Source organism: Acinetobacter sp. YH12063 (assembly GCF_013419715.1).
GTDB lineage: Bacteria > Pseudomonadota > Gammaproteobacteria > Pseudomonadales > Moraxellaceae > Acinetobacter > Acinetobacter amyesii.
In genome coordinates, this window is sequence record NZ_VOZO01000017.1 from 1 (window position 1) to 21018 (window position 21018).

The window sequence follows — 21018 nt, forward strand, 5'->3', positions numbered from 1 at the left end:
CTAGACAAAATGACACCAAATGAGTTTTACTATGATCAGCTACCCCAACAAAACAAGGTGGCTTAACTAGAGCGGAATATCACTTATAAATACGCTTTTAGTTGTTCAAACAAGTGGAACCACCTCTAAGCTTAGGTCGACCTTTGGTGGACACTGTATATGATTCTAAATATCCCAATATGAAAGAACTTCGTGTGCAACACCGTGGCAAACCAATTCGAGCTTTCTTTGCTTTTGATCCATTAAGACAAGCGATTGTGTTATGCATTGGTGATAAAAGCGGTAAAAAGCGTTTTTATACAGAAATGCTGGCAATTGCAGATGAGCAATACACTTTGCATTTAAAGAGTTTAGGAGATTCCTAACATGGCAAAAAGTTTACAAGAGTTATTGGCAGCTCGCTCTGCTGAAAGCCAAGCTCGTATTCAGCAAATGGCAGAAGAACTGATGCTTGAACAGCATCTTCACATGATTCGTGAAGAGTTGGAAATGTCTCAAAAAGAATTAGCAGAAACTTTAGGGATTAAACAGCCTTCGCTTTCTGCAATCGAAAACCGTGGTAATGATTTAAAAATATCAACCATGAAAAAATATGTAGAAGCAATGGGGGGAAAACTTCGTATTGATGTCGAATTGCCTACAGGTAAACATATCGGGTTTAATGTTTAATTAAAAAAGACCGCTTAGGCGGTCTTTTTCTAATTTGAATTACACTTTTTAATATGATTAAAAATTTTCTTACATAATTCTCTAGCTTTAGGTGTTAATTCCCAATCAGGATACTCATCAAAATCTTTAATAATTTCTCGGCAGAATTTTAATTTATCTTTAATTGTACCTACGCCCATGCCATCTGCAAAAGCTGTTTTAGTAGTAGAGGAGGTGGATTTTTTGATTTTTTCATCAAGCAATCGACCAATGCCATATAGGTTATTATCGAAATAATTATCTTCTGTAATACCATCTATCAAAGAAATATCATAACTCTGTTTTACATTTTTAAGTCGAGGAAACTTTGCTTTTGCAACTCGAAGAATAGAATCTTTAGGTAAAGTATTTTCAGTTTCTTTACAGTCCAAAATAATTAAATTTTCTTTATTTAATTCCTTTCTTAATAACTTTATTTTTTCAGAATTTTTTTGTATGTCGCCATCAGCAATTAATAGCATGTCACTTGCAACTGCAGTTGCACTTTGACCACGGTCTTGCTTTAAAAATTCGATTCTTTCTTCCCGTGTTTTAGGATAATCATCATCAAAAGACCAATGAGATAAATTACTACCCGCATATTCTACGAAAGCGTAGTGATAATTAGGCATGAAACGACGATAATTTTTATAAAGCTTTTCATCTGAGTTTTCTAATTCAGATAAATATTTTTCCATATATTTAGTGATATAAAGCCGATCCGTAATGCCTTCAACCCAAATCGTACAGTTGGCTAAATAAACCGAAGAAGGGCGCACACCTAATGAAGCAAGTAAGTCTCGATCTCGGTCACAACGGAAAATTTTAAAATCAAATTTAGTAGGAGCTTCTTCTTTAGGTTGTTTCACAAATTTTTGAATCATGACTTGGTCTGATTCATCTGCCATATCTAAAAGATGGTTTGAGTGTGTAGTAAAGAAATAATAATGAGGTGTTTCGTTTAAGTAAAAATTCATCAGTTGACGAACCATACCAGCATGCATGTGCAATTCAGGTTCTTCTATAAAGAAGGCATGTGCTTCGGTATTTCCTGCGTTGTCTTTACTTTTTATATAAGCTTCATAAGTTAAGATAATTGCTTGTTGTAAGCCATCACCCAACTGTGAAATAGGGAATTGTTGATCTTTACCAATTTTAATATTTACAACATCTTGATCATGCTTAGGGATAAGTGAAACAGTCTCATTGTCAAAAAAATACTGACTTAATTTTTCTTCATAATCTTTAATTAGTTCACGTTGCTCAGGTTCACCTAATAAATGGACTTTGAGTTCATAATATAGACATTCACCAGTAATAATATTTTTGGAATCGAATTTGCTTTTATCTAAAAAATAGTCTTTTTGAGCACGCTCAATATAAGGCTGTCTATTTTGTTGTTCTGTGACGGGGCGCATACCTCGTAGGATTGGTATATAAAATCGGTTTTGGAAAACTTTTGAAATTTTAGTAACTTGATCATCAGTTATTTCGAAAAGACTATAGTCTTCAAAGCATCCTCTTATTTTGGCATCTCTTTCTATATATCCTTTAATAGACGAATTTAGATACACCAACTGACTAACTTTATTTTCTTCTAAATCTCGAATCAAATCTTTGAAATTATGTTTTAAATTTGAATAACTCGAACTAAGTACGAATTCTGCCTCTAATTTTGGTAGACGGGACTTTAAGATTTTTAAATTTTTTAATAGTTCAGGAAAATTATAAAAGCCACTAGGGTAGTTACTAATAAACAGATTTCTTAAAAATCTACTTTTTCCTGCATTATTTTTACCAATAAAAAAATTAAGTCGTTTAATTTCTATAACTTCTTTATTATCTGTGTCAGTATCATTGTCAGAACTATAATTGTCTAAATTTTCAGCCCAATAATATAATTTTTCTGTCATAAAAAATCCCCTAAATATAGGAGCTAATTTAGCAATAAAACACTGCTTTTAAAAGATAATTTATAAATACATAAAGCAATTTTATCGTTATTGATTCAACGCTTCATTGTCCAAATGCTCTCTCAAAATGCGTCGCAATTCTAAAATGGCATCCGCAGACTCATGAATTGAATGTCCACCATTGAATATCTTTTCAGACACCGCGCCATCTAAATGAGAACTTGTATAGGGAACAATGCCATCCGACATTTTGCTCGGTTCAGTACTTTGCGTCTGATTCCCCATAATAGAATGATAAGGAATATCTTTATTTGGCATGATGTCTGCGGTCAACAGCATAAAACGTGATTGTTGACTTAAATCTGCCGGCCCAGACTTAATCAGGCCCATAGTTGAATTTTTTGCATTCGGGATTTCAACATTGACATCATTTAAAAAACTTAAAGGCAATACCACGATTTTTTTCGCCAAATTGGTAAACCAGCGGTCTGCATAGTCAGTACCATGATGCGGTGCGGCAATGAAAATTGCACGACTAACTGGCTTCAATGCTTTAAAGACAAAACGATCGCGGATAATTGGATGACGTTGTAACTGTGTATTTTGTTCATAGTTCATGAGTGGAATAGCTTGAGCGGAAATATCTGCATCACTAACCAATAAACGACTGATGATGCCGCCCATACTATGTCCGATAATGACAGCATCTTGAGCCGAAGGCGTATTGGGCTGAACAGTTGCAAATGCCTGTTTAAGTAAAGCATTGATTTGAAAACGACTCTCAAATATTGGCATATTGGTTGAGTAAAACACTTGCCAAACTTGGTAATGATCACGTAGTTTTTGATCACCCATAATGTTATTGGTCAGGCCGATCCACGTTTCAGGACTGCTGGCTAATCCGTGAACCATGACAATAATCATTTTTATTGGGTTGATACGGCTCTAACATAAACACATGTGGCATGCGCAAATGTTCTTCTTTATTCAGAAGTGTCCAATAGCCAGATCGTCCTAATTTATTTTCGGCTAACCAAAGACCATAAGGCACAGAATAATTGGCTGTTAGTGTATAGGGCTGAGATTCAATTTTTGCCTTTTTAAATTGATAGGGATTAAATAATTCAACTTTAAAGTCTGATTGCGGCGACAAAATTTCACTAATGCTGCTAATGGTCTTGGCAGGCTCTGCTATCGCACTGACTGATAAATAGCGTGCTGTATGGATATTGGGGTTGGGTTTATTTGAATAATATTGTTCAGGATCTAATACAAAAGGCTGCGCAGCAGACAGATCCGTGGCTTTTTTGACTAAGACAAATTCAGAACCAATTCCTTCCTGACGGTTAATGGTTTTTAAGCCTGAAAAATTAAAATTATAGCTCGACAGTAATTTATCAATGTCCGCATTTTTGATTTCAGGATAATGTTCATAGTTAAAATGATAAAGTGATGAACCTAACATTAAACTTTCAGGCATTTGCTGATAGTCAAAACGGGTGAATGATGAGGTGATTAAACGTGATAAAGCCACATTATAAAAGGTGCGGACTTGTCCCTGACGCAAATCAAATAAGCGTTCTTCAGGGGCTTGAGCGGATTTAAATAGATAGACATAGCTGTAGCGCAGACTGAAATCAAAGTCTGCAAGCTGTTGATCCATACACATTTTTATTTTGCTTGATGCGAGTTTTCCGCTGTGTTGTTTTAAGCTTTTTTTGCATTGTGGATTTTGATCGGCGCTTAAAGCACGTGCCATGTACAGCTCACTTGCTGCTGCATAGACTTGAGCAATATCTAAAGTTTCATTATTACGCATTTTGTGAATACAGCTTTCAAGCGCATTTAAACAAGATTGGTCGCTTTCATTCACCATTAACAGGATTTGATGGCTAAATGTACTGAGCTTCTGATGGGTTAATATGCTATCTGTTTTATTATTTAGTGACGCACTGAGTTGATTTTCTTGTAATTTGACCAATTGGCATCCACTAAGCAAACTCAGGCTGATGATACACATAAAACGAGCGGGTAAATGCGTGAAAGGCATCATTGGAAAGGTCACAGGCATCTATTTTTTGTTATTTTAACCTTTATAAAATAGTAAAAATAGGGCAGGTGTTACAGCGCTCAATCCTAGAAAATTACTACGTATGTATCCTTTCTAACTAAGCTAATGTTCGAATGCTGTGATACCGAAAAGTTGATTTGAGATTCAAACACTGTCACGTGTTAAATTTAATCTAATTGTGCTGCTGATTTTTTAAGGTCATATTGAGCAATTTATGATGAATGAATCTAAGTTTATCCAATACCGGATTCGACAACGTAAATGGATAAGCATCATCTAAGCCCATGCTGCGGTTCAACGCATTTAAATTAAAGGTCAAGGTCATCCAGTGTTGCAGCAATAGGTCAAAATCCTGAGCGCCAATCGGGTTCTCTTTCAGTTCTAAATTATTCAAATCTGACTTATTGGTTTTGACCACTAATCCTGCATAGTAGGCGGTTTCAAGAGTGTCCATCATGTGCAAATAATGCGCCCATGTTTCCGCCCAATCTTCCCAAGGATGCGTACTGGCATAGGAACTAACATAGTAATCCGCCCAATTTTGCGGAGCACCGTCATTATAATGACGTTTCAAAGCTTCACTATAATCTTGTCGTTCATCACCAAACAGTTCTCGAAATTCCTCAATCAGTTCAGGGTGTAAATGTTTGATCAAATCAAAATAATAATGACCGCTTTCATGTCTAAAATGACCTAGAAGTGTACGGTAGTTTTCACCCATTTTTATACGCGTTGTTTCGCGGTAAATCACATCTGCTTCACTGGCATTCAAGGTAATAACTCCATTGGCATGACCGGTCATAACAGGTGTATTTTCTGTTGGCATCAGAAAATCAAAACGAAGTCCAAAACGGTCATCTTGGCTGCGTTTAGGACGCGGCATGGTATTGAGCTGCTGCATTAAATACAAAAAACGCCTTTTGGCATGTTCCAATCGTGCCCAGTACACAATATGGTCTGGGTTATCTAAGTTGGGAATGGTGTGCGTGAGCAGGCAAGACTCACAATAAATTTCCTCACTGTCAGCAGGCACCATCCAGTTACATACCTGATGATGCTGATAATTATGACAAGGTTTAAAGCGCTTTCCCTTTATTTCAGGATTTAAGGCAAGCCATAACTTACTGCTGTGCTTTTCAAAACAGCCCATTTGCTTTTCAGAGGCAATATAACCCAGCGCAGTCTGACAATTGACACAGTGTGAATTGGCAAAAAAGATTTGGTTAGAACATACCGCGCAGCTGAAATACTTCATAGGCGTTGAGTGATGAATAGAATGATCAATCAGTATAAATGATGTTCAATGTTGATGAAATAAATTGAACTTCGAGTTTGTTGCATGTCGGTCAATGCTCTTGCTTAAGAACAACGACCTTTAGAAATAGTCTTTCATCAAATAATACATCGCAGCAATAGTGCAAATGAGTCGCTATGAGTGCACTTGTTGCACAAATGATGAACAATAAAATCTATAAGAAAGTTAAAAGTCCAAAAAATCGATCATTTTTTGTATTTCTCACTTGGCACAGATTCTGCATTTCTATCGATATTACGAAATAAATATTTTGTATTACTTAAACAGGAGATGCATATGAACCGCCATCAATCTGCAACATTTCTGCATCAATTAAAGCATTTATTTATTGAACTACTGAGCACCCGTGCGGGTTTCTATATTCAGCAAAAAAAATAAGGAAAAACAGTGCCTAAACAAAAGCTGGCGCGTATCAGTATTACAGTGCCTGAAAAAACAGTCGATGCTTTGGATCAAAAAATTGTCGATCAGCATTATGAAAGCCGTTCTCAGGCCATTGTCGACATGATCAATAAGCATCTGATTGCCGATCAGGAGCAGCGCAACGAAGTGATGGTTGGCACGTTTACCTTACTTTATGACGCAAGTAGTACGGCGCTACGTATTCAGCTTTTAGATTTACAGCAGCAGTTTTTAGAACAAGTGGTGAGCTCGCTGCATATTCAGCTTGATGACCACAAAATTTTAGAAGTCATGATTCTGCAAGGCGTTAGTTCAGAGCTAAAAGTCATCAGTCAGCATTTTTCAGCACTTAAAGGTGTGATTAAAGGACATTTGGAGTTGATGGACGCTGTAATGCCGCCAATTCCGCAAAATGCAAAGAATTAAGGAGTTTTAAAATGGGCCAATTATATCGATCGCAAGGTCAGTTTAAAGACCGAATCACAGACCAACAGCAAGCACATGCTAATGCAGGTAACCAAAGACCAAATCGTGCAAAGCACAATGCTCAATCTGTCAGCAATCCGAATACACCATCGTTTTTGTACACCAATACCAAATTTAACTGTAATGCCATCGGGGAAATCGCACTATGATCAAAAAAGCCTGCTTATCTGCATCCGTTTTGACCGCCATCTTACTAGGTGGTTGTGACAATACGGCCAAAACACCTGAACCAAATGCTCAGGCAGAAGGCACTGTCAATACAAAAGCCATCACAATTGGCTATAGCGACTGGCCTGGTTTTGTCGCATGGCAAGTTGCTATTGAAAAAGGCTGGTTGAAAGAAGCCGGTGTCAATGTGGACTTTAAATGGTTTGATTATTCAGCTTCATTATCTGCATTTGCGGCTAATCAGTTGGATGCTGTTTTGGTCACCAATGGCGACAACTTAGTCACGGGTTCTGGCGGCACGAAAGGCGTCATGATTATGGCGACGGACTATTCTGCGGGTAATGATGTCATCATTGCTAAAGATGGCGTCAATAGCCTTGCCGATTTAAAAGGAAAAAGTGTCGCGACTGAAAAAGGCTTGGTTGATCATTTGCTTTTAGCGACGGCTTTGGATGATGCAAAAATTCAAGCTTCTGAAGTGAAGTTGGTCAACACCATGACCAATGAGCTGCCACAAGTATTTGCAAGTCCTGATATTGCAGCGATTGCCGTGTGGCAACCGGTCGCAAATCAAGCTTTGAAAGCGGTAGCAGGTTCTAAAATCATTTATACATCGAAAGATAAACCCGGTCTGATTTACGACACATTAACCGTCAACATGACGCATTTATCTGCCAACAAAGAAGAATGGAAAAAAATCATTCAAGTTTGGGATAAAACGGTTAAATACATCAACGACCCTGCAACGCATGCCGATGCAGTGAAAATCATGTCAACCCGAGTTGGTGTTGACCCTGCACAATATGAACAGTTTATTGGAGGCACACATTTATTGGACTTGGCTGCCAATAAACAAGTCTTTAAAAAAGGTACAGGATTTGATTCACTTTATGGCTCGAGTTATCACGTGAACAAATTTAATGTTGCCAATGGCATTTATAAAACCGAAATGGATGTCGATGGATCAATCTATCCAACGTTGGTTGAAGAACTGAAATAAGTTGAAATATAGCTAAAAAAAGCCCTGAATGATGTAAAAATTTCAGGGCTTAACAACATCAAATTAATATCCATAAAAAAATAACGAAGGGCAGAACTCAAGCTTCTTCATCCATCGCATTGGAATAAAACTTCACACCCAATTTGATTCGGTCACGGCCTTGGCTCATACGCCAGCGGTTGGTATCGCGCAGTGAATACACACAGCCGCAGTATTCCTGCTGATAAAATTCTTCTTTTTTACTGATTTCCAGCATACGCACAGCACCGCCATTTTTACGCCAGTTATAGTCCCAATAGGTTATTCCGTCATAATGTGAAGCTGAACGATGCCCGCAGTCATTAATCTGCTGCATATTTTTCCAGCGTGAAATACCCAATGAACTGCTGATTAGGCTAAAGCCATGTTCTGCCGCATATAATGCAGTACGTTCAAAGCGCATATCAAAACACATGGTACAGCGGAGGCCTTTCTCAGGTTCATTTTCCATGCCTTTGGCGCGTTCAAACCAGTTGTCAGTGTCGTAATCACAGTCGATAAACGGAATGTTGTGTTTTTCTGCAAAGCGGATATTTTCTTCTTTGCGGATTTCATATTCTTTAACTGGATGAATATTGGGATTGTAAAAAAAGATCGAAAAATCAATACCAGATTCAATTAATGTTTCCATGACTTCGCCAGAACAGGGCGCGCAGCAAGAGTGTAATAAAAGTTTGTCATGACCTGCTGGGAGAGTCAGTTTCTGACGTTCAAGTTTGTTTGACATAATAATAAGGTATAAATATAAACCTTATATTTTAGCGATTCATGTACCTTTCAAAGCTCGAATATGCTGATTATTTCTAAGTTTGAGCTGAGTCAGATTCAGTACAGTGACTTAAAATTGAAACAAATTTAAAGATCTATTTGTTTTATTTCACGTTCATCTGCTGATTCCATTCAATTTGAAAATCATGTGCCAATTGGTCTAATTGAGTTGCTTTAAGGTTTTTAATCAGCACTTCTTGCGCTTCAAAAAAGGCATGATCAAGTGCCCGATTGACCACCAGTTCTACCAAGCAGTCTGGCTGCATATTTTCATTGCCAATGGCGAAAATAGAAGGTTCACCGACAGCAAGGTAAATGTCATACAGCGAAATGTCATGCAGGGGTTTAATTAGACTCCAGCCGCCACCTGGGCCTTTTTCAGAATCAACAAATCCATGTTTTTTTAAGCCAGACATGGTTCTACGCACCACAACAGGGTTTGTTTCCAGCATTTCGGCAATCTGATCTGAAGTGAAAGGCTTATTTTCACGTGCCATATGCAACAGGACATGTAGCATTCGTGAAAGTTTACTGTCTTTACGCATGAGGAAATAGATTATTGGGGGAATTTATAGATTGTAACATTAAAAGTTTCTTATACGCATATTAAATGATATAGTAACTTTAAAAGTTACATATAGGGCGTTATGAACATGAATTATGAAGTTGTGATTATTGGCGGTAGTTATGCAGGGCTTTCTGCGGCTTTACCTTTAGCACGTGCACGTCGCCGTATTTTAATTATTGATGCAGGGCAACGCCGTAATCGTTTTGCCGAACATTCACATAATTTTTTAACCCAAGATGGCCGTTCCCCAAGTGCTATTGCAGAAGACGCTAAAGCACAATTAGAAAAGTATTCAACGATTTCATGGCTTGCTGAAACTGTTACAGATGTAAAAGCGGTTGATGGAAAATATTCAGTTATCGCAGGTGATCAGCACATTCAAGCTGAAAAAATGATTATTGCGACTGGCGTACGTGACGAATTGCCTCAAGTTGATGGTTTGGCCGAACGTTGGGGGAAATCTATTTATCACTGCCCATATTGTGATGGCTATGAACTGAATTTAGGTGAAATTGGTATGTTGGCTTCGGGTATGCATTCATTGCACATGGCGTTGATGTTGCCAGATTGGGGCAATACTACTTTATTTTTAAATGATGCAATTGCAGTAGATCAATTGGATAATGAGTTATTAGCGAAGCTTTCTAAACGTCAAATACAGATCGAAACGCGTAAAATTGACCATATTGAAGGTCATTGTGACGTTGTAATGGCAGATGGTGAACGAATTAAATTGAATGGCTTATTTGTTTCGACTGTTACTCGTCTGCAATCGAACTGGATTCATCATTTAGGTTTAGAAATCGACTGTAATGAATATGGCGAGGCCATTAAAACTTCGCCAGCAAAAGAAACAAATGTCAAAGGAATTTATGCTTGTGGTGATGTCACACGTTCAGGCGGTTCAGTTGCTTTATCCGTAGGTGATGGGGCAATGACGGGGATTGTCGTGCATAAATCTTTTATTTTTTAAAGTGTTGACAGAGCAATTTACAAATATAGGGCAAGTATCTAAATGATAAATTTGGGTACTTGTACCTAAATATAAGAAATGAAAATCCAGTTAATGATTTGATCTTTTCTCAGTTTAAGCTGAGTTTAATTCACTTAGAATAATAAATAGCCACATTCTAAAAGTGGACATTCTTATCAATCAGCTTCATTTAAACATCAAAAAATCAGCAGAATGCTGATATGAATATGCATTTAATAAAATCATAAAGTATTGTTTATACAAAGGTTAATTTAAGTTTATTCTACGGGTTAGTCAGTTTTATAGTGCGCGCATTGAGCTAAATTGAAATAGATTCATCTTATAAAATTGCTAAACATGAATTTTATTCACTTTGTATTTAGGTTAAATCATTTTTATTCATCTTAAGATTCACGTATAAATTACTCCATACAGAAATTTTGATTATTTTAATTTTAGGGTCGTGAATCTCCATGAGTAATAAATTTGCATGTTCAATCAAACGAATCCGCTTTGATGAAAACTATAAACCAGCTGACAATACACGTCTAACAACGAATTTTGCTAACTTGGCGCGCGGTGAGCACCGTGAAGAAAATTTGCGCCGTACCTTGGCAATGATTAATAACCGCTTCAACACTTTGGCCAGCTGTGATAACCCAAATGCTGACCGTTATTCACTTGAAATTGACATCATTTCTGCGGAGCTGGATGTAGAAGGCAATGGTCAAACTTTCCCGTTTATTGAAACTTTAAAAAGCACCATCATCGACCATAAGACCAATGAACGCATTGAAGGCATGATCGGCAACAGTTTTTCATCGTATGTACGTGACTATGACTTCAGCGTAGTATTGCCAGCACTCGGTTGCAAGTTCAATGAAAAACCAGAAGATTTTGGCGATTTACATGGCAAGCTGTATCAACACTTGATCAATTCAGAGGTATTCAAAGCTGAATTTAAAAAACAGCCTGTCATCTGTTTAAGTGTTTCAACGACAAAAACCTATTACCGTACTGCAAATGTGCATCCGATCTTAGGTGTGGAATACACTAATGATGACTATTCACGTACCGATGATTATTTTGCAAAAATGGGCTTAAGCGTTCGTTACTTCAAACCTGAAAATGCGACTGCGCCATTGGCATTTTATTCAGCAAATAACTTGCTGAGCGACTATACAGATTTCGAACTGATCAGCGCGATCAGCACCATGGAAAGCTTCCAAAAAATCTACCGTCCTGAAATTTACAATACCAATGCGACAGCAGGTTTAGTGTATCAACCAAGCTTAAGCTTTGGCGATTACTCATTAACTCGTATTGTGTATGACCGTGTTGAACGTGGTCAGTTGGCGGTTAAACAGGGCAAATGGACAGAAGAGAACTTTATCCAGCCATATAAAGACATTCTGAATGAGTGGGCGGCTAATTTTAGTATTGAAAATGCAGACGCAGCTTAATTTTAAATCATGAGTGATTTAAAGCAGCTGTTTTAAAGAATATGTTTCATGCATCAGTTAATTTGTGATCAATATTTATTTCATAAAGAAATTTCCCTCTCCTTTTAAGGAGAGGGTTAGGGAGAGGATTTATATGAAATGCTCCCTCATCCTCTTGCGGAGTATGCTCCTCATCCCATAGGGAGAAGGGACTTTCAATATGAATTTAATAATCAACTGATAACTTTTTGGTTTTTGCAAAATTTAGAATATAGAGATAGAAGATCGAATATGGCCATTTTACTCCCAACTTCAACTGCTGGCAGCTTACCTAAACCGTCTTGGCTAGCTGAACCTGAAAAATTGTGGTCAGCATGGAAGCTTGAAGGCGAAGAATTATTAGATGCAAAATGTGATGCATTGAAATTATCTTTGCATGAACAAATCCATGCAGGCATTGACATTGTTAGCGATGGTGAACAAACCCGTCAGCATTTTGTGACCACATTTATTGAACATCTTGAAGGGGTAGATTTCGAAAAGCGTGAAACGATGCGTATTCGTAATCGTTATGATGCAAGTGTACCGTCTGTGGTTGGTGAAGTATCTCGTAAGAAAGCAGTGTTTGTGGATGATGCAAAATTCCTACGTAGCCAAACCAATCAGCCGATCAAATGGGCACTGCCCGGCCCGATGACGATGATTGATACCTTGTATGATGGTCACTACAAAAGCCGTGAAAAATTGGCTTGGGAATTTGCTAAAATCCTGAATCAAGAAGCGTTAGAGCTTGAAGCGGCAGGCGTGGACATTATTCAATTTGATGAGCCTGCGTTTAACGTATTTTTTGATGAAGTCAATGACTGGGGTATTGCGACCTTAGAGCGTGCGCTTGAAGGTTTGAAATGCGAAACTGCTGTACATATTTGTTATGGTTATGGCATTAAAGCCAATACCGATTGGAAACAGACTCTAGGTAATGAATGGCGCCAATACGAAGAATCATTCCCGAAACTGCAGCAATCGAAGCTGGATATCATCTCGCTAGAATGCCAAAACTCTCGTGTACCTATGGATTTGATTGAACTCATCCGCGGCAAAAAAGTCATGGTTGGCGCAATTGATGTAGCAACCAATCAGGTTGAAACAGCAGAAGAAGTAGCAAATACATTACGCAAAGCACTTCAGTTTGTAGATGCTGACAAACTATATCCTTCAACGAACTGCGGTATGGCGCCTTTACCTCGCCAAGTGGCGCAAGGCAAACTAAATGCGCTAAGCGCAGGCGCTGCCATTATTCGCCAAGAATTGACCGCATAAATTCGAGCTGACTCAATTTCATGTAAGGGCAATAAGGAAATTAAATTTGCTATTGCCCAAACCTGAGAAAGAGATAAGCCATATAGACCATTGAGATTGAAGAGATGATTGAAGCAACTGATTTTAGAAATGCAATGTCTTTATTGACGACTGCAGTCAACGTGATTACGACTGAGGGTGAAGCAGGCATGCATGGATTTACAGCATCAGCAGTATGCAGTGTGACAGATACACCGCCAACTTTGCTGGTTTGTATGAATCAATCATCTCGTTCTCATGCGCATTTTCTTGAAAATAAAGTTCTGTCTGTTAATGTTTTAGGCGCACAGCATGAGCAAATTTCCAATGCTTTTGCTTCAAGCAAATTCAATTCGGAAGAGCGTTTTAAATTGGGTTCTTGGACCACATTAGAAACAGGTTCACCAATACTCAAAGATGCTTTGGTCAGTTTTGACTGTCAGATTGAACAGATTCAAGAAGTGGGTACGCACAGCGTGTTTATGTGCCGTGTGGTCGCAATCAAGCAAAGTCAGCAGGAGGAAAGCTTGGTGTATTTCAACCGTGATTATCATGCTGTGGGTCAAGTGGAGTTGGCTTAATCACTTCGTAAATTATTTTTAATCAATATTAGATTTCTTGCCAAAGTCAAAAAACATTCAGAATGTGATTTTAAATGAGTAACTAAAAGTTGCTTCTCCCTTTGTGATGAGGAGCATGTTCCTCATCCTTTAAAAAAGGAGAGGGAACATTCATTATTCACCGAATGATAGTACATATTTGATTTATACAAGATTTCTCTTCATTTTAAATCGGTATATTGTGGAACTCATTACTTTCTTAATTATTGGTGCATTTGCTGGTTTTGCTGCAGGGCTGTTTGGTGTCGGTGGTGGCACCATCATTGTGCCATTGCTCTATATTGTTTTTAGCCAAATGGGCTATAGCCCTGATGTGATTATGCATTTGGCGCTTGGTACATCTTTGGCTACGATTGTGGTGACATCGATCAGCTCCTTAATGGCGCACAATAAAAATGGCGCTGTGATTTGGCCTGTATTTAAAAATTTAGCCCCACCTATGGCGATTGGCTGTTTTGCTGGTGCTGGGATTGCAGGCTGGCTGTCAGGTTTGCATCTGCAAATGATTGTCGGTGTGTTTTTACTTTGGGTGGCTTATACCATGTTTATGGGTGCAAAAAAGCCAGTCGATCCAAATAAAACACTGCCATCTACAGGCAAGCAAATTGCGGCAGGTTCGGGTATCGGCGTTGCATCTGCCATCTTCGGGATTGGCGGTGGCAGTATTACAGTGCCGTATTTAACGGCAAATGGCGTGGTGATGCAAAAAGCGGTCGGGACGTCTGCCGCTTGCGGTTTACCCATTGCCATTGCAGGTGCGTTGGGCTTTATGATCTTTGGCATGCAGCAGCATGTTGAAATTCCAAATACCATTGGCTTTATTCATATTTATGCCTTTTTGGGCATTAGTGTGATGAGTTTCTTTACGGCTAAATATGGCGCGAAAACTGCGCATGCGCTTTCACCAGCAGTACTGAAAAAATGTTTTGCTGTGCTGTTGTGTATTGTTGGATGCTTTTTTCTAGTGAAAGGCATTTTATAGAAGCCGACTAATCACAGTTAATTCATTCGAAACGTATGCTCTAGTGTGCAACAGCAAGCTAGAGCATTTTTATCTATAGCAATTTAAGTCTTTAAAATTTCAGAAATATTATTTAAAAACTTCATTTTAAAACTGACATTTCAAAGCTCTGTGCTTTTAGAAAAAACATTGATAATCACAATGCCTAATAAAATAAAGGCCAAACCAATCATGGCTGGTAGGTCTAAATTTTGTTTAAACACAACCCAGCCCACGCATGAAATAAGCACAATGCCTGCAGCTGACCACATGGCGTAGGCCAATCCCATAGGAATTGATTTAAAGGTCAAACCTAAAAAAAAGAGCGCAATGGCATAGCCCAACACGGTAAAAATAATCGGTACTAGTTCAGTAAAGCCATTACTGGCTTTTAAGGCGGATGTAGCAATCACTTCGGCAATGATTGCAATGAGCAAATATATAAACGACATTGATTTCCTATAGACATTCTATTGCATGGTGCAAGAGGTGCTGTTTTTCATTTCGTAACCAATCTGTACTTTCTGTCGTGGTATCAGTGCGACGCTGAAATGCATAAACTGGAACATACATATCCACCTCGAACATCAGCTGTACTGCTTGACCATTAATAATGACGTTTTGCATCAAATGTGTTTCATCAATAACTTCAAAATGATCAAAGTTAAGTGATTGATTTTTCTGAGAGGAAGTCGTTGTGTAGTACTTATGCAGACCATCAATAGCGATGGATACTTCAAAGCTTTCTATCACCGTTTCATACCCAGCAGATGCAGATGATATATCGATGCTGGCAACTGTTTGCTGATCTGTAGGTAAACGGCTCAGTGCAAAGGCCACATACTTATCACAAATAATTAAACCGCCATCCATCTGCAAGGGTTGATGACTTTCTACATCGATGGCTGACTGCAAACGCAGGCCTAAAAATAGCCCTTCATGAACTTGCTGACGCCAGTCTTCGACATACGCATTGCTTGGAGAGAATTCTAAAATACAGTTGCCAATCGCATGCAGTCTGGCTGGTTCTGGCCATTGCACATGATTTTGATAATTTGAGTGTGCTTTAACATCCCAAGACAATAATTGTTTTTTAGCATCCCAAAGAGTATTGCCAATCCAGCCTTGACGATCATTTACTGGCGTATTTTCTTGGCTTTTTAAACGTAGATCGATGGTGAAACTACGTGACTGAAACCAATACACAATGGTTTTTTCATCCGTTAAACCATTTGAAAAACTGATACTTTTACGGCGAAAAGCACCATACAAATAGTCTGGAATAGGACCTGAAACCTCTTGGCTGGCTGGAAGCTGTGCTAAAGCCTGAAATAGATTCATGCGCTTGCTCCTTGTACTTCTGTATTTTCATCCATACCAAATGATGACAAAGGCACAGCATTTCTTAGACTCAGCTCTCCTGAAGCGATACGTTTTTTGAGATAACTAAATGTTTGCGCGGTTTGATTAAATAAATGTTCGCCACCAATTAAGGGCTGATATTTAGGCGCTTCAGTAGAATGTACTGGCTCAATGATCGTGTCGTAATTGCATGCACAGAAAAGAGGAAAAGAGTAGCGCTCTTCAGAGACTTTTTTAACACGGTGCTTGGTGGCCAAATATTTGCCATTCGACAAAATTTCCATCATGTCGCCAATATTCATCACCAAGGTATTTTCAATCAATGGAATATCCATCCATTCACCTTGTTTATTTAATACTTGTAAACCTGGTGCCGTCGGCAAGAGCAGTGTAAAGCACTCATAGTCTGTATGTGCTCCAATGCCTTCAGCATCTTTCACTTCAGGGTTATACGGATAATGGATTAGACGCAGTTGGCTGGTCGGATGGGTAATTTTATGATCAAAAAAATGCTCATCTACATTCAATGCTAAAGCAAAGGCTTGAAAAATCTGCTCGCTAATACTGCGTAAATGGCAGTAATAATCACTGACGGTACTTTTAAATGTGGCATCATTTGGCCATAAAGTAGGGCCAAGCAAAGGAAATGCCGTAGTTTCGCCGTGGTAATCATAATTGACGTCATAGGCTTCTTTTAAGTCGTAGCTGTTGCCTGCAAATTGTTCTTCACCAATTGGCACATAGCCACTATGATTTTTCGACAGCCCAATATAGTGTTGCATTTTACTGGCGGTATCTTGTTGAAAATAACGCTTTGCCACCTGAATAAGTGATGTCGCAAAATCAAAATTGAACTGATCACCTTTTAAATATAGAAAACCAACATCTTTACAGGCTTGATCCAAAGCGGTTGCTACTTCTAAACGCTCTGACAATACCGTGCTTTGCATTTTTGATATATCAACAAGTGGCAAAACATAAGATTCATTCATCTTCAACTCCTATAATGTTGGCCGTCCAACGCTGTCGTACATCATTTAGGCCGTCCTAAAGATGAAGAGGGATTAATCCAGTTATTTTTGCGTACTGACTTGGGTCATACGCGGAATTTTCGGTAAGTTCTCCAATGCAGGGTCGAGCTCGTCTTCCTGCGCATGTACCAAGAAATCCACCCGTTCGCGCAGTTGTTTAAATTCAGGACTCAGCATGAGTTCAGGATTACGAGGACGGGGTAAATCGACCTCAATAATTTCTTTAATTTCACCAGGATTGGCTTTGAGCGCCACAATACGATCCGCCAATAAAATCGCTTCATCCATATCGTGGGTCACAAAAATGATGGTGATATCAATGTTTTGCCATAGATCCATTAAATGCTTTTGCATTTTTTGACGGGTATGCGGGTCAAGCGCGCCAAACGGCTCATCCATCAATAATATTTTTGGTTCATTGACCAATGCGCGGGCAATAGCAACGCGCTGTTTCATCCCGCCAGACAGCTGATGCGGGTACTGATCTTGGTATTTTTCTAGACCAATAATATCAATCCATTCGCGGGCGCTGGATTCGGCCGAAGCATTGCTGGCACCTTTCATTAAAGGGCCAAACATCACATTTTCTTTGACCGTTTTCCATGGAAAAAGCGTGTAGCCTTGAAACACCATGCCACGCTCAGGGCTTGGGCCTTCAATGGCTTGGCCATCGACCAGCAATTCACCGCTACTGTATGGGTCTAGTCCAGCCACAATTCGGCTAAAGGTCGATTTACCGCAACCCGATGGGCCAATCACGCAGATAAATTCACGTTTATGAATCTTTAAATCCAACTGATTTAAAATAGTGCGATCAGTCTTGCCGTGTTTAAAACTTTGTGTGAGTTTTTTTGCTTCTAAAATGACAGGGCGCGCATAAATTGCATCGAAATAAGTGGTGGCATTAAATTCTGTGCTGTTCATTATTTTGCTCCTGCTTTCCATTTAAATAGACGTTGACCGAGTTTCATTAGCACCACATCGCATACCAAACCAATCACCCCAATTATGAGGATCGCGGCATAAACATTGTCAAAGTTTTGGTAACGCGCTTGTTGGGTAATAAACCAAGTAATCCCAGAGGTTGTGCCGATCAGTTCAGATACGATCAGATAGGTCCAAGCCCACCCTAGCAATACACGTAAGTCACGGTAAATGTCAGGAAGCGCCGCCGGAATCACCACATGAAATAAGCTTTTCAATTTATTGGTACCCAGCGTAAAACCTGCTTCGATCAAGCCACGGTCAACCATCCGTGTGGTATTGGCGATAATTAGAATTTGCTGAAATAGCGTCCCGATCACGATAATGGCGATTTTAGGTGCATCATTAATGCCTAAAATCGCAACGGCCAAAGCGCCAAAAGCAGGAGCGGGCAAGTAGCGAAAAAACTCAACAAAGGGTTCGGTCAGTTGAGATATTTTTTGAGAAAAACCGCAAAGAATACCTAACGGAATACCGATGAGAGAGGCAATAAAAAAAGCGCTGAACACAATTTTAATACTGTGCCATAAGCTTTGATGAAACCATGGGGCATCAGGTTGGGCAGGCGGAGTAATAAAGGCCGTAACCAGCGCTTTTGCCACTTCATGCGGTGCAGGTAGATAGATTGGATTGACCAGTTTACCTTGCGGTGGTTCTGCACCTGCATTGACCGCAGATTGCGCTTCGGCATAAAACACCGCTTTGTCTACACGGCTATCGACTTGCAAATACGACACACTGCCAGACTGAGTAATTTGCACCTGTGGATGCCATAAAAATGGCAAATAACTCACTGCACACCAAATAAGCACAGGAATTAAAAATGATCCGAAGCCGAGCAATAGCTTGCTTTTCGGACTGAGCTCTCTTGCGACATAACCCATACTGACCAAGCCCCAATATTACTTTTTTAATAAAACGTAATACTGTTAAGCAATTTGAATGCCAGACGCGTGTATGTCGTGATTTATTGGACTTAAGCCAAGTTAGATAGGCTATAAACAGCAAAAAGCCTGCAAAAGAAGCAGGTAATATTAGTTTTTTTGATCGATACTGATGCCAAAATGTGCTTTTATGGCGCAACCAATTGCGTAAACAGTTTTTTCATTCCTTCACTCGCGCCTGCTTTAATCAATTGATACTGCTCAGGTACGCGTTGATAGTCTGCTTTCGGGTCGATATAAAATGCACGGCAGTTGGCAGGGATTTCGTGAATTAATCCAGCCACAGGATAGACAGCTAGACTTGTGCCAATCACAATAAAAATATCTGCTGTTTGTACACTTACACTGGCATCTTCATAGGCAGGAACTGCTTCGCCAAACCAGACCACATGTGGCCGTAAAGGATATCCTTCAGGGCATTGATCGGTCTCTAAGTTTAAATCTGCACCTTCAATGGGAAACAATTCCTGCGTATATTGCGCCTGAGGGCCAGAGCTTTTTGCGTAACGAATATTGCCATGCAGATGCAGTACATTGTGACTGCCTGCACGTTCATGTAGATCATCAATATTTTGTGTAATGACTTGTACATCAAAAAAATCATCGAGTTCAGCAATTAATTTATGCGCTGCATTTGGCTCTGCGGCTAAAATATGTTTACGGCGTTCATTATAAAATCGCTGTACTAAAGCTGGATCGCGTGCCCAAGCTTCAGGTGTGGCCACATCTTCAATACGATGCTGTTCCCAAAGACCATCACTGTCACGGAAGGTATTGATGCCGCTTTCTGCGCTCATGCCAGCACCTGAAAACACCACAATTTTTTGCATAGATATTTAGCCTTATATTTTAATTGATGAGTCCAATGCGTACGGTTGCATGTATTGAATGGATGATTCAGCGAATTTACTGTACTCAAAATATAGCGATTACTTCAACTTAGTTGATGCAATTCTTGTAGCACCCAATCGACAAATTTTTGTATTTGTGGTGAGCTGTCTTGGCTCGAGTGGACTAAATAATATTTTCGGCTACCGTGCAGTTTTTTATTTGATGCAATCACCAATTCTTTTTTTCTCAGTTCAGCTTCAATCAGCATTTGTGGAATAAGTGCCATACCCATGCCATGACTGGCTGCCACAGAAAGCATGGAAAATAATTCATGTCGCTGACCATCAAATGGTTTGGGATGCTGAAGCTGATGGGCTTGAAACCATTCTTGCCAAATACTTGGACGGGTGGTTTGCTGTAATAAGGGCAATTGAAGCAATTCTTCATCGCTTAAATTAAAACTGTGATCACCGGTCATTTCCGCATGGGGAAAGTTGCTTTTAATCAATTTGGGGGAACAAACGGGAACCACTTCTTCATCCATTAAATAATGCGCTTGAATGCCCGGCCAATGCTCAATTTGTTGCTGAGTTCCTGCAAAAATCGCCGCGTCAAAGACATTTTCATTAAATAAAAAGGGTTTAGTACTGGTTTCCAAATGCACTGTAATTTCAGGATGTTGCGCATTTAATTTATGTAATTTTGGCAACAGCCAACGTGTGGCAAAGGTTGGCACAACGCCCAGCTTTAAAGTACCGCCCAAGCCTTTGTGCATCATAATATCTGAAGTGCTTTTTTCGATACCTTGCAAAAAGGGTTTAATACTTTTTGCATATTGCTTGCCTGCTTCTGTGAGATCGACACCGTGACGTGTTCTGCTAAATAGCATTACACCTAAATATTCTTCAAGCTGTTGAATTTGGCGCGACACGGCACTTTGCGTAATAAATAACTCTTGGGAAGCATGCGTATAACTTGCGTGTTTCGCAGCAGATTCAAAGCAAATTAAGCTTTGCAATGACGGAATATTGCGCCGCATAGATAAAGTCCTTTTTATCGATAGGTATCACAAAATG

General features: G+C 39.2%; 20 protein-coding genes and 2 pseudogenes. 10 read left to right on the forward strand and 12 right to left on the reverse strand.

The window, feature by feature from the left end; genetic code table 11:
* Positions 1-128: 128 nt before the first annotated feature.
* A pseudogene (locus FTU12_RS14960) lies at positions 129-365 on the forward strand (type II toxin-antitoxin system RelE/ParE family toxin); the annotation flags it as partial.
* Between the two features lies 1 nt (position 366).
* Positions 367-669 carry a helix-turn-helix domain-containing protein gene (locus FTU12_RS14965; protein WP_180041501.1) on the forward strand — a complete coding sequence of 101 codons (303 nt, stop codon included), beginning with the start codon at positions 367-369 and terminating at the stop codon, positions 667-669.
* 29 nt (positions 670-698) lie between these two features.
* On the opposite strand, the gene FTU12_RS14970 is transcribed toward FTU12_RS14965, so the two are convergent.
* From FTU12_RS14970 to FTU12_RS14980, 3 genes and pseudogenes are all read right to left on the reverse strand, one after another.
* Complete coding sequence (locus FTU12_RS14970; protein ID WP_180114836.1) at positions 699-2600, reverse strand: AAA family ATPase; 1902 nt, start codon at positions 2598-2600, stop codon at positions 699-701.
* 87 nt (positions 2601-2687) lie between these two features.
* Positions 2688-4653 (reverse strand): annotated as a pseudogene (locus FTU12_RS14975) (esterase/lipase family protein).
* Between the two features lie 190 nt (positions 4654-4843).
* Complete coding sequence (locus tag FTU12_RS14980) at positions 4844-5926, reverse strand: putative zinc-binding metallopeptidase (RefSeq protein WP_180114838.1); 1083 nt, start codon at positions 5924-5926, stop codon at positions 4844-4846.
* A gap of 447 nt (positions 5927-6373) precedes the next feature.
* Between FTU12_RS14980 and FTU12_RS14985 the strand changes: the two genes are divergently transcribed.
* The 3 genes from FTU12_RS14985 to FTU12_RS14995 are packed head-to-tail and all read left to right on the forward strand — an operon-like array spanning position 6374 to position 8042.
* Entirely contained in the window at positions 6374-6814 is a 441-nt protein-coding gene (locus tag FTU12_RS14985) for a CopG family ribbon-helix-helix protein (RefSeq protein ID WP_078190923.1), read from the forward strand.
* Positions 6815-6825: 11 nt separating this feature from the next.
* Positions 6826-7023 (forward strand): hypothetical protein, encoded by a 198-nt coding sequence (locus FTU12_RS14990; protein WP_168377511.1) that lies wholly within the window; start codon positions 6826-6828, stop codon positions 7021-7023.
* Positions 7020-8042, forward strand: coding sequence for an ABC transporter substrate-binding protein (locus FTU12_RS14995; RefSeq protein ID WP_180008840.1), 1023 nt, complete (start codon positions 7020-7022; stop codon positions 8040-8042). The genes FTU12_RS14990 and FTU12_RS14995 overlap by 4 nt, the downstream gene beginning before the upstream one ends.
* Positions 8043-8139: 97 nt before the next feature.
* Here the strand turns inward: FTU12_RS14995 and FTU12_RS15000 are convergent, their stop codons facing one another.
* Together FTU12_RS15000 and FTU12_RS15005 are read right to left on the reverse strand one after the other, a co-directional pair.
* Positions 8140-8808, reverse strand: coding sequence for an epoxyqueuosine reductase QueH (locus tag FTU12_RS15000; protein WP_180011145.1), 669 nt, complete (start codon positions 8806-8808; stop codon positions 8140-8142).
* Positions 8809-8953: 145 nt separating this feature from the next.
* Complete coding sequence (locus tag FTU12_RS15005) at positions 8954-9394, reverse strand: Rrf2 family transcriptional regulator (RefSeq protein ID WP_180011147.1); 441 nt, start codon at positions 9392-9394, stop codon at positions 8954-8956.
* A gap of 108 nt (positions 9395-9502) precedes the next feature.
* Here FTU12_RS15005 and FTU12_RS15010 point away from each other — a divergent pair, with 108 nt between their 5' ends.
* The 5 genes from FTU12_RS15010 (at position 9503) to FTU12_RS15030 (ending at position 14772) form a co-directional block, all read left to right on the forward strand.
* Positions 9503-10390: an NAD(P)/FAD-dependent oxidoreductase gene (locus FTU12_RS15010; protein ID WP_180114840.1), complete on the forward strand. Its 888-nt coding sequence runs from the start codon at positions 9503-9505 to the stop codon at positions 10388-10390.
* A 473-nt stretch (positions 10391-10863) separates the two neighbouring features.
* On the forward strand, positions 10864-11853 hold the full coding sequence (locus FTU12_RS15015) for a putative oxygenase MesX (RefSeq protein ID WP_180114842.1): 990 nt from the start codon (positions 10864-10866) through the stop codon (positions 11851-11853).
* A 270-nt stretch (positions 11854-12123) separates the two neighbouring features.
* A complete protein-coding gene (locus FTU12_RS15020) occupies positions 12124-13152 on the forward strand; it encodes a methionine synthase (RefSeq protein ID WP_180114844.1) in 1029 nt (342 codons plus the stop codon).
* A 104-nt stretch (positions 13153-13256) separates the two neighbouring features.
* Entirely contained in the window at positions 13257-13751 is a 495-nt protein-coding gene (locus FTU12_RS15025) for a flavin reductase (protein WP_180114846.1), read from the forward strand.
* A 220-nt stretch (positions 13752-13971) separates the two neighbouring features.
* The gene (locus tag FTU12_RS15030; protein WP_180114848.1) at positions 13972-14772 is read left to right on the forward strand and encodes a sulfite exporter TauE/SafE family protein; all 801 of its coding nucleotides are present in this window, start codon (positions 13972-13974) and stop codon (positions 14770-14772) included.
* 140 nt (positions 14773-14912) lie between these two features.
* On the opposite strand, the gene FTU12_RS15035 is transcribed toward FTU12_RS15030, so the two are convergent.
* The 7 genes from FTU12_RS15035 to FTU12_RS15065 all read right to left on the reverse strand — a co-directional run bounded on the left by FTU12_RS15035 (position 14913) and on the right by FTU12_RS15065 (position 20981).
* Complete coding sequence (locus tag FTU12_RS15035; protein WP_117007380.1) at positions 14913-15242, reverse strand: multidrug efflux SMR transporter; 330 nt, start codon at positions 15240-15242, stop codon at positions 14913-14915.
* A 7-nt stretch (positions 15243-15249) separates the two neighbouring features.
* A complete protein-coding gene (locus tag FTU12_RS15040; RefSeq protein ID WP_180114850.1) occupies positions 15250-16131 on the reverse strand; it encodes a hypothetical protein in 882 nt (293 codons plus the stop codon).
* On the reverse strand, positions 16128-17144 hold the full coding sequence (locus FTU12_RS15045) for an isopenicillin N synthase family oxygenase (RefSeq protein ID WP_180114852.1): 1017 nt from the start codon (positions 17142-17144) through the stop codon (positions 16128-16130). Before FTU12_RS15045 ends, FTU12_RS15040 begins: the two co-directional genes overlap by 4 nt.
* An 81-nt stretch (positions 17145-17225) precedes the next feature.
* The gene (locus FTU12_RS15050) at positions 17226-18107 is read right to left on the reverse strand and encodes an ABC transporter ATP-binding protein (RefSeq protein ID WP_180114854.1); all 882 of its coding nucleotides are present in this window, start codon (positions 18105-18107) and stop codon (positions 17226-17228) included.
* Complete coding sequence (locus tag FTU12_RS15055) at positions 18107-19051, reverse strand: ABC transporter permease (protein ID WP_106984397.1); 945 nt, start codon at positions 19049-19051, stop codon at positions 18107-18109. The genes FTU12_RS15050 and FTU12_RS15055 overlap by 1 nt, the downstream gene beginning before the upstream one ends.
* 188 nt (positions 19052-19239) lie before the next feature.
* On the reverse strand, positions 19240-19941 hold the full coding sequence (locus FTU12_RS15060) for an NAD-dependent deacylase (protein WP_180114856.1): 702 nt from the start codon (positions 19939-19941) through the stop codon (positions 19240-19242).
* A gap of 104 nt (positions 19942-20045) precedes the next feature.
* On the reverse strand, positions 20046-20981 hold the full coding sequence (locus FTU12_RS15065; protein ID WP_180050982.1) for a LysR substrate-binding domain-containing protein: 936 nt from the start codon (positions 20979-20981) through the stop codon (positions 20046-20048).
* Positions 20982-21018: the final 37 nt, after the last annotated feature.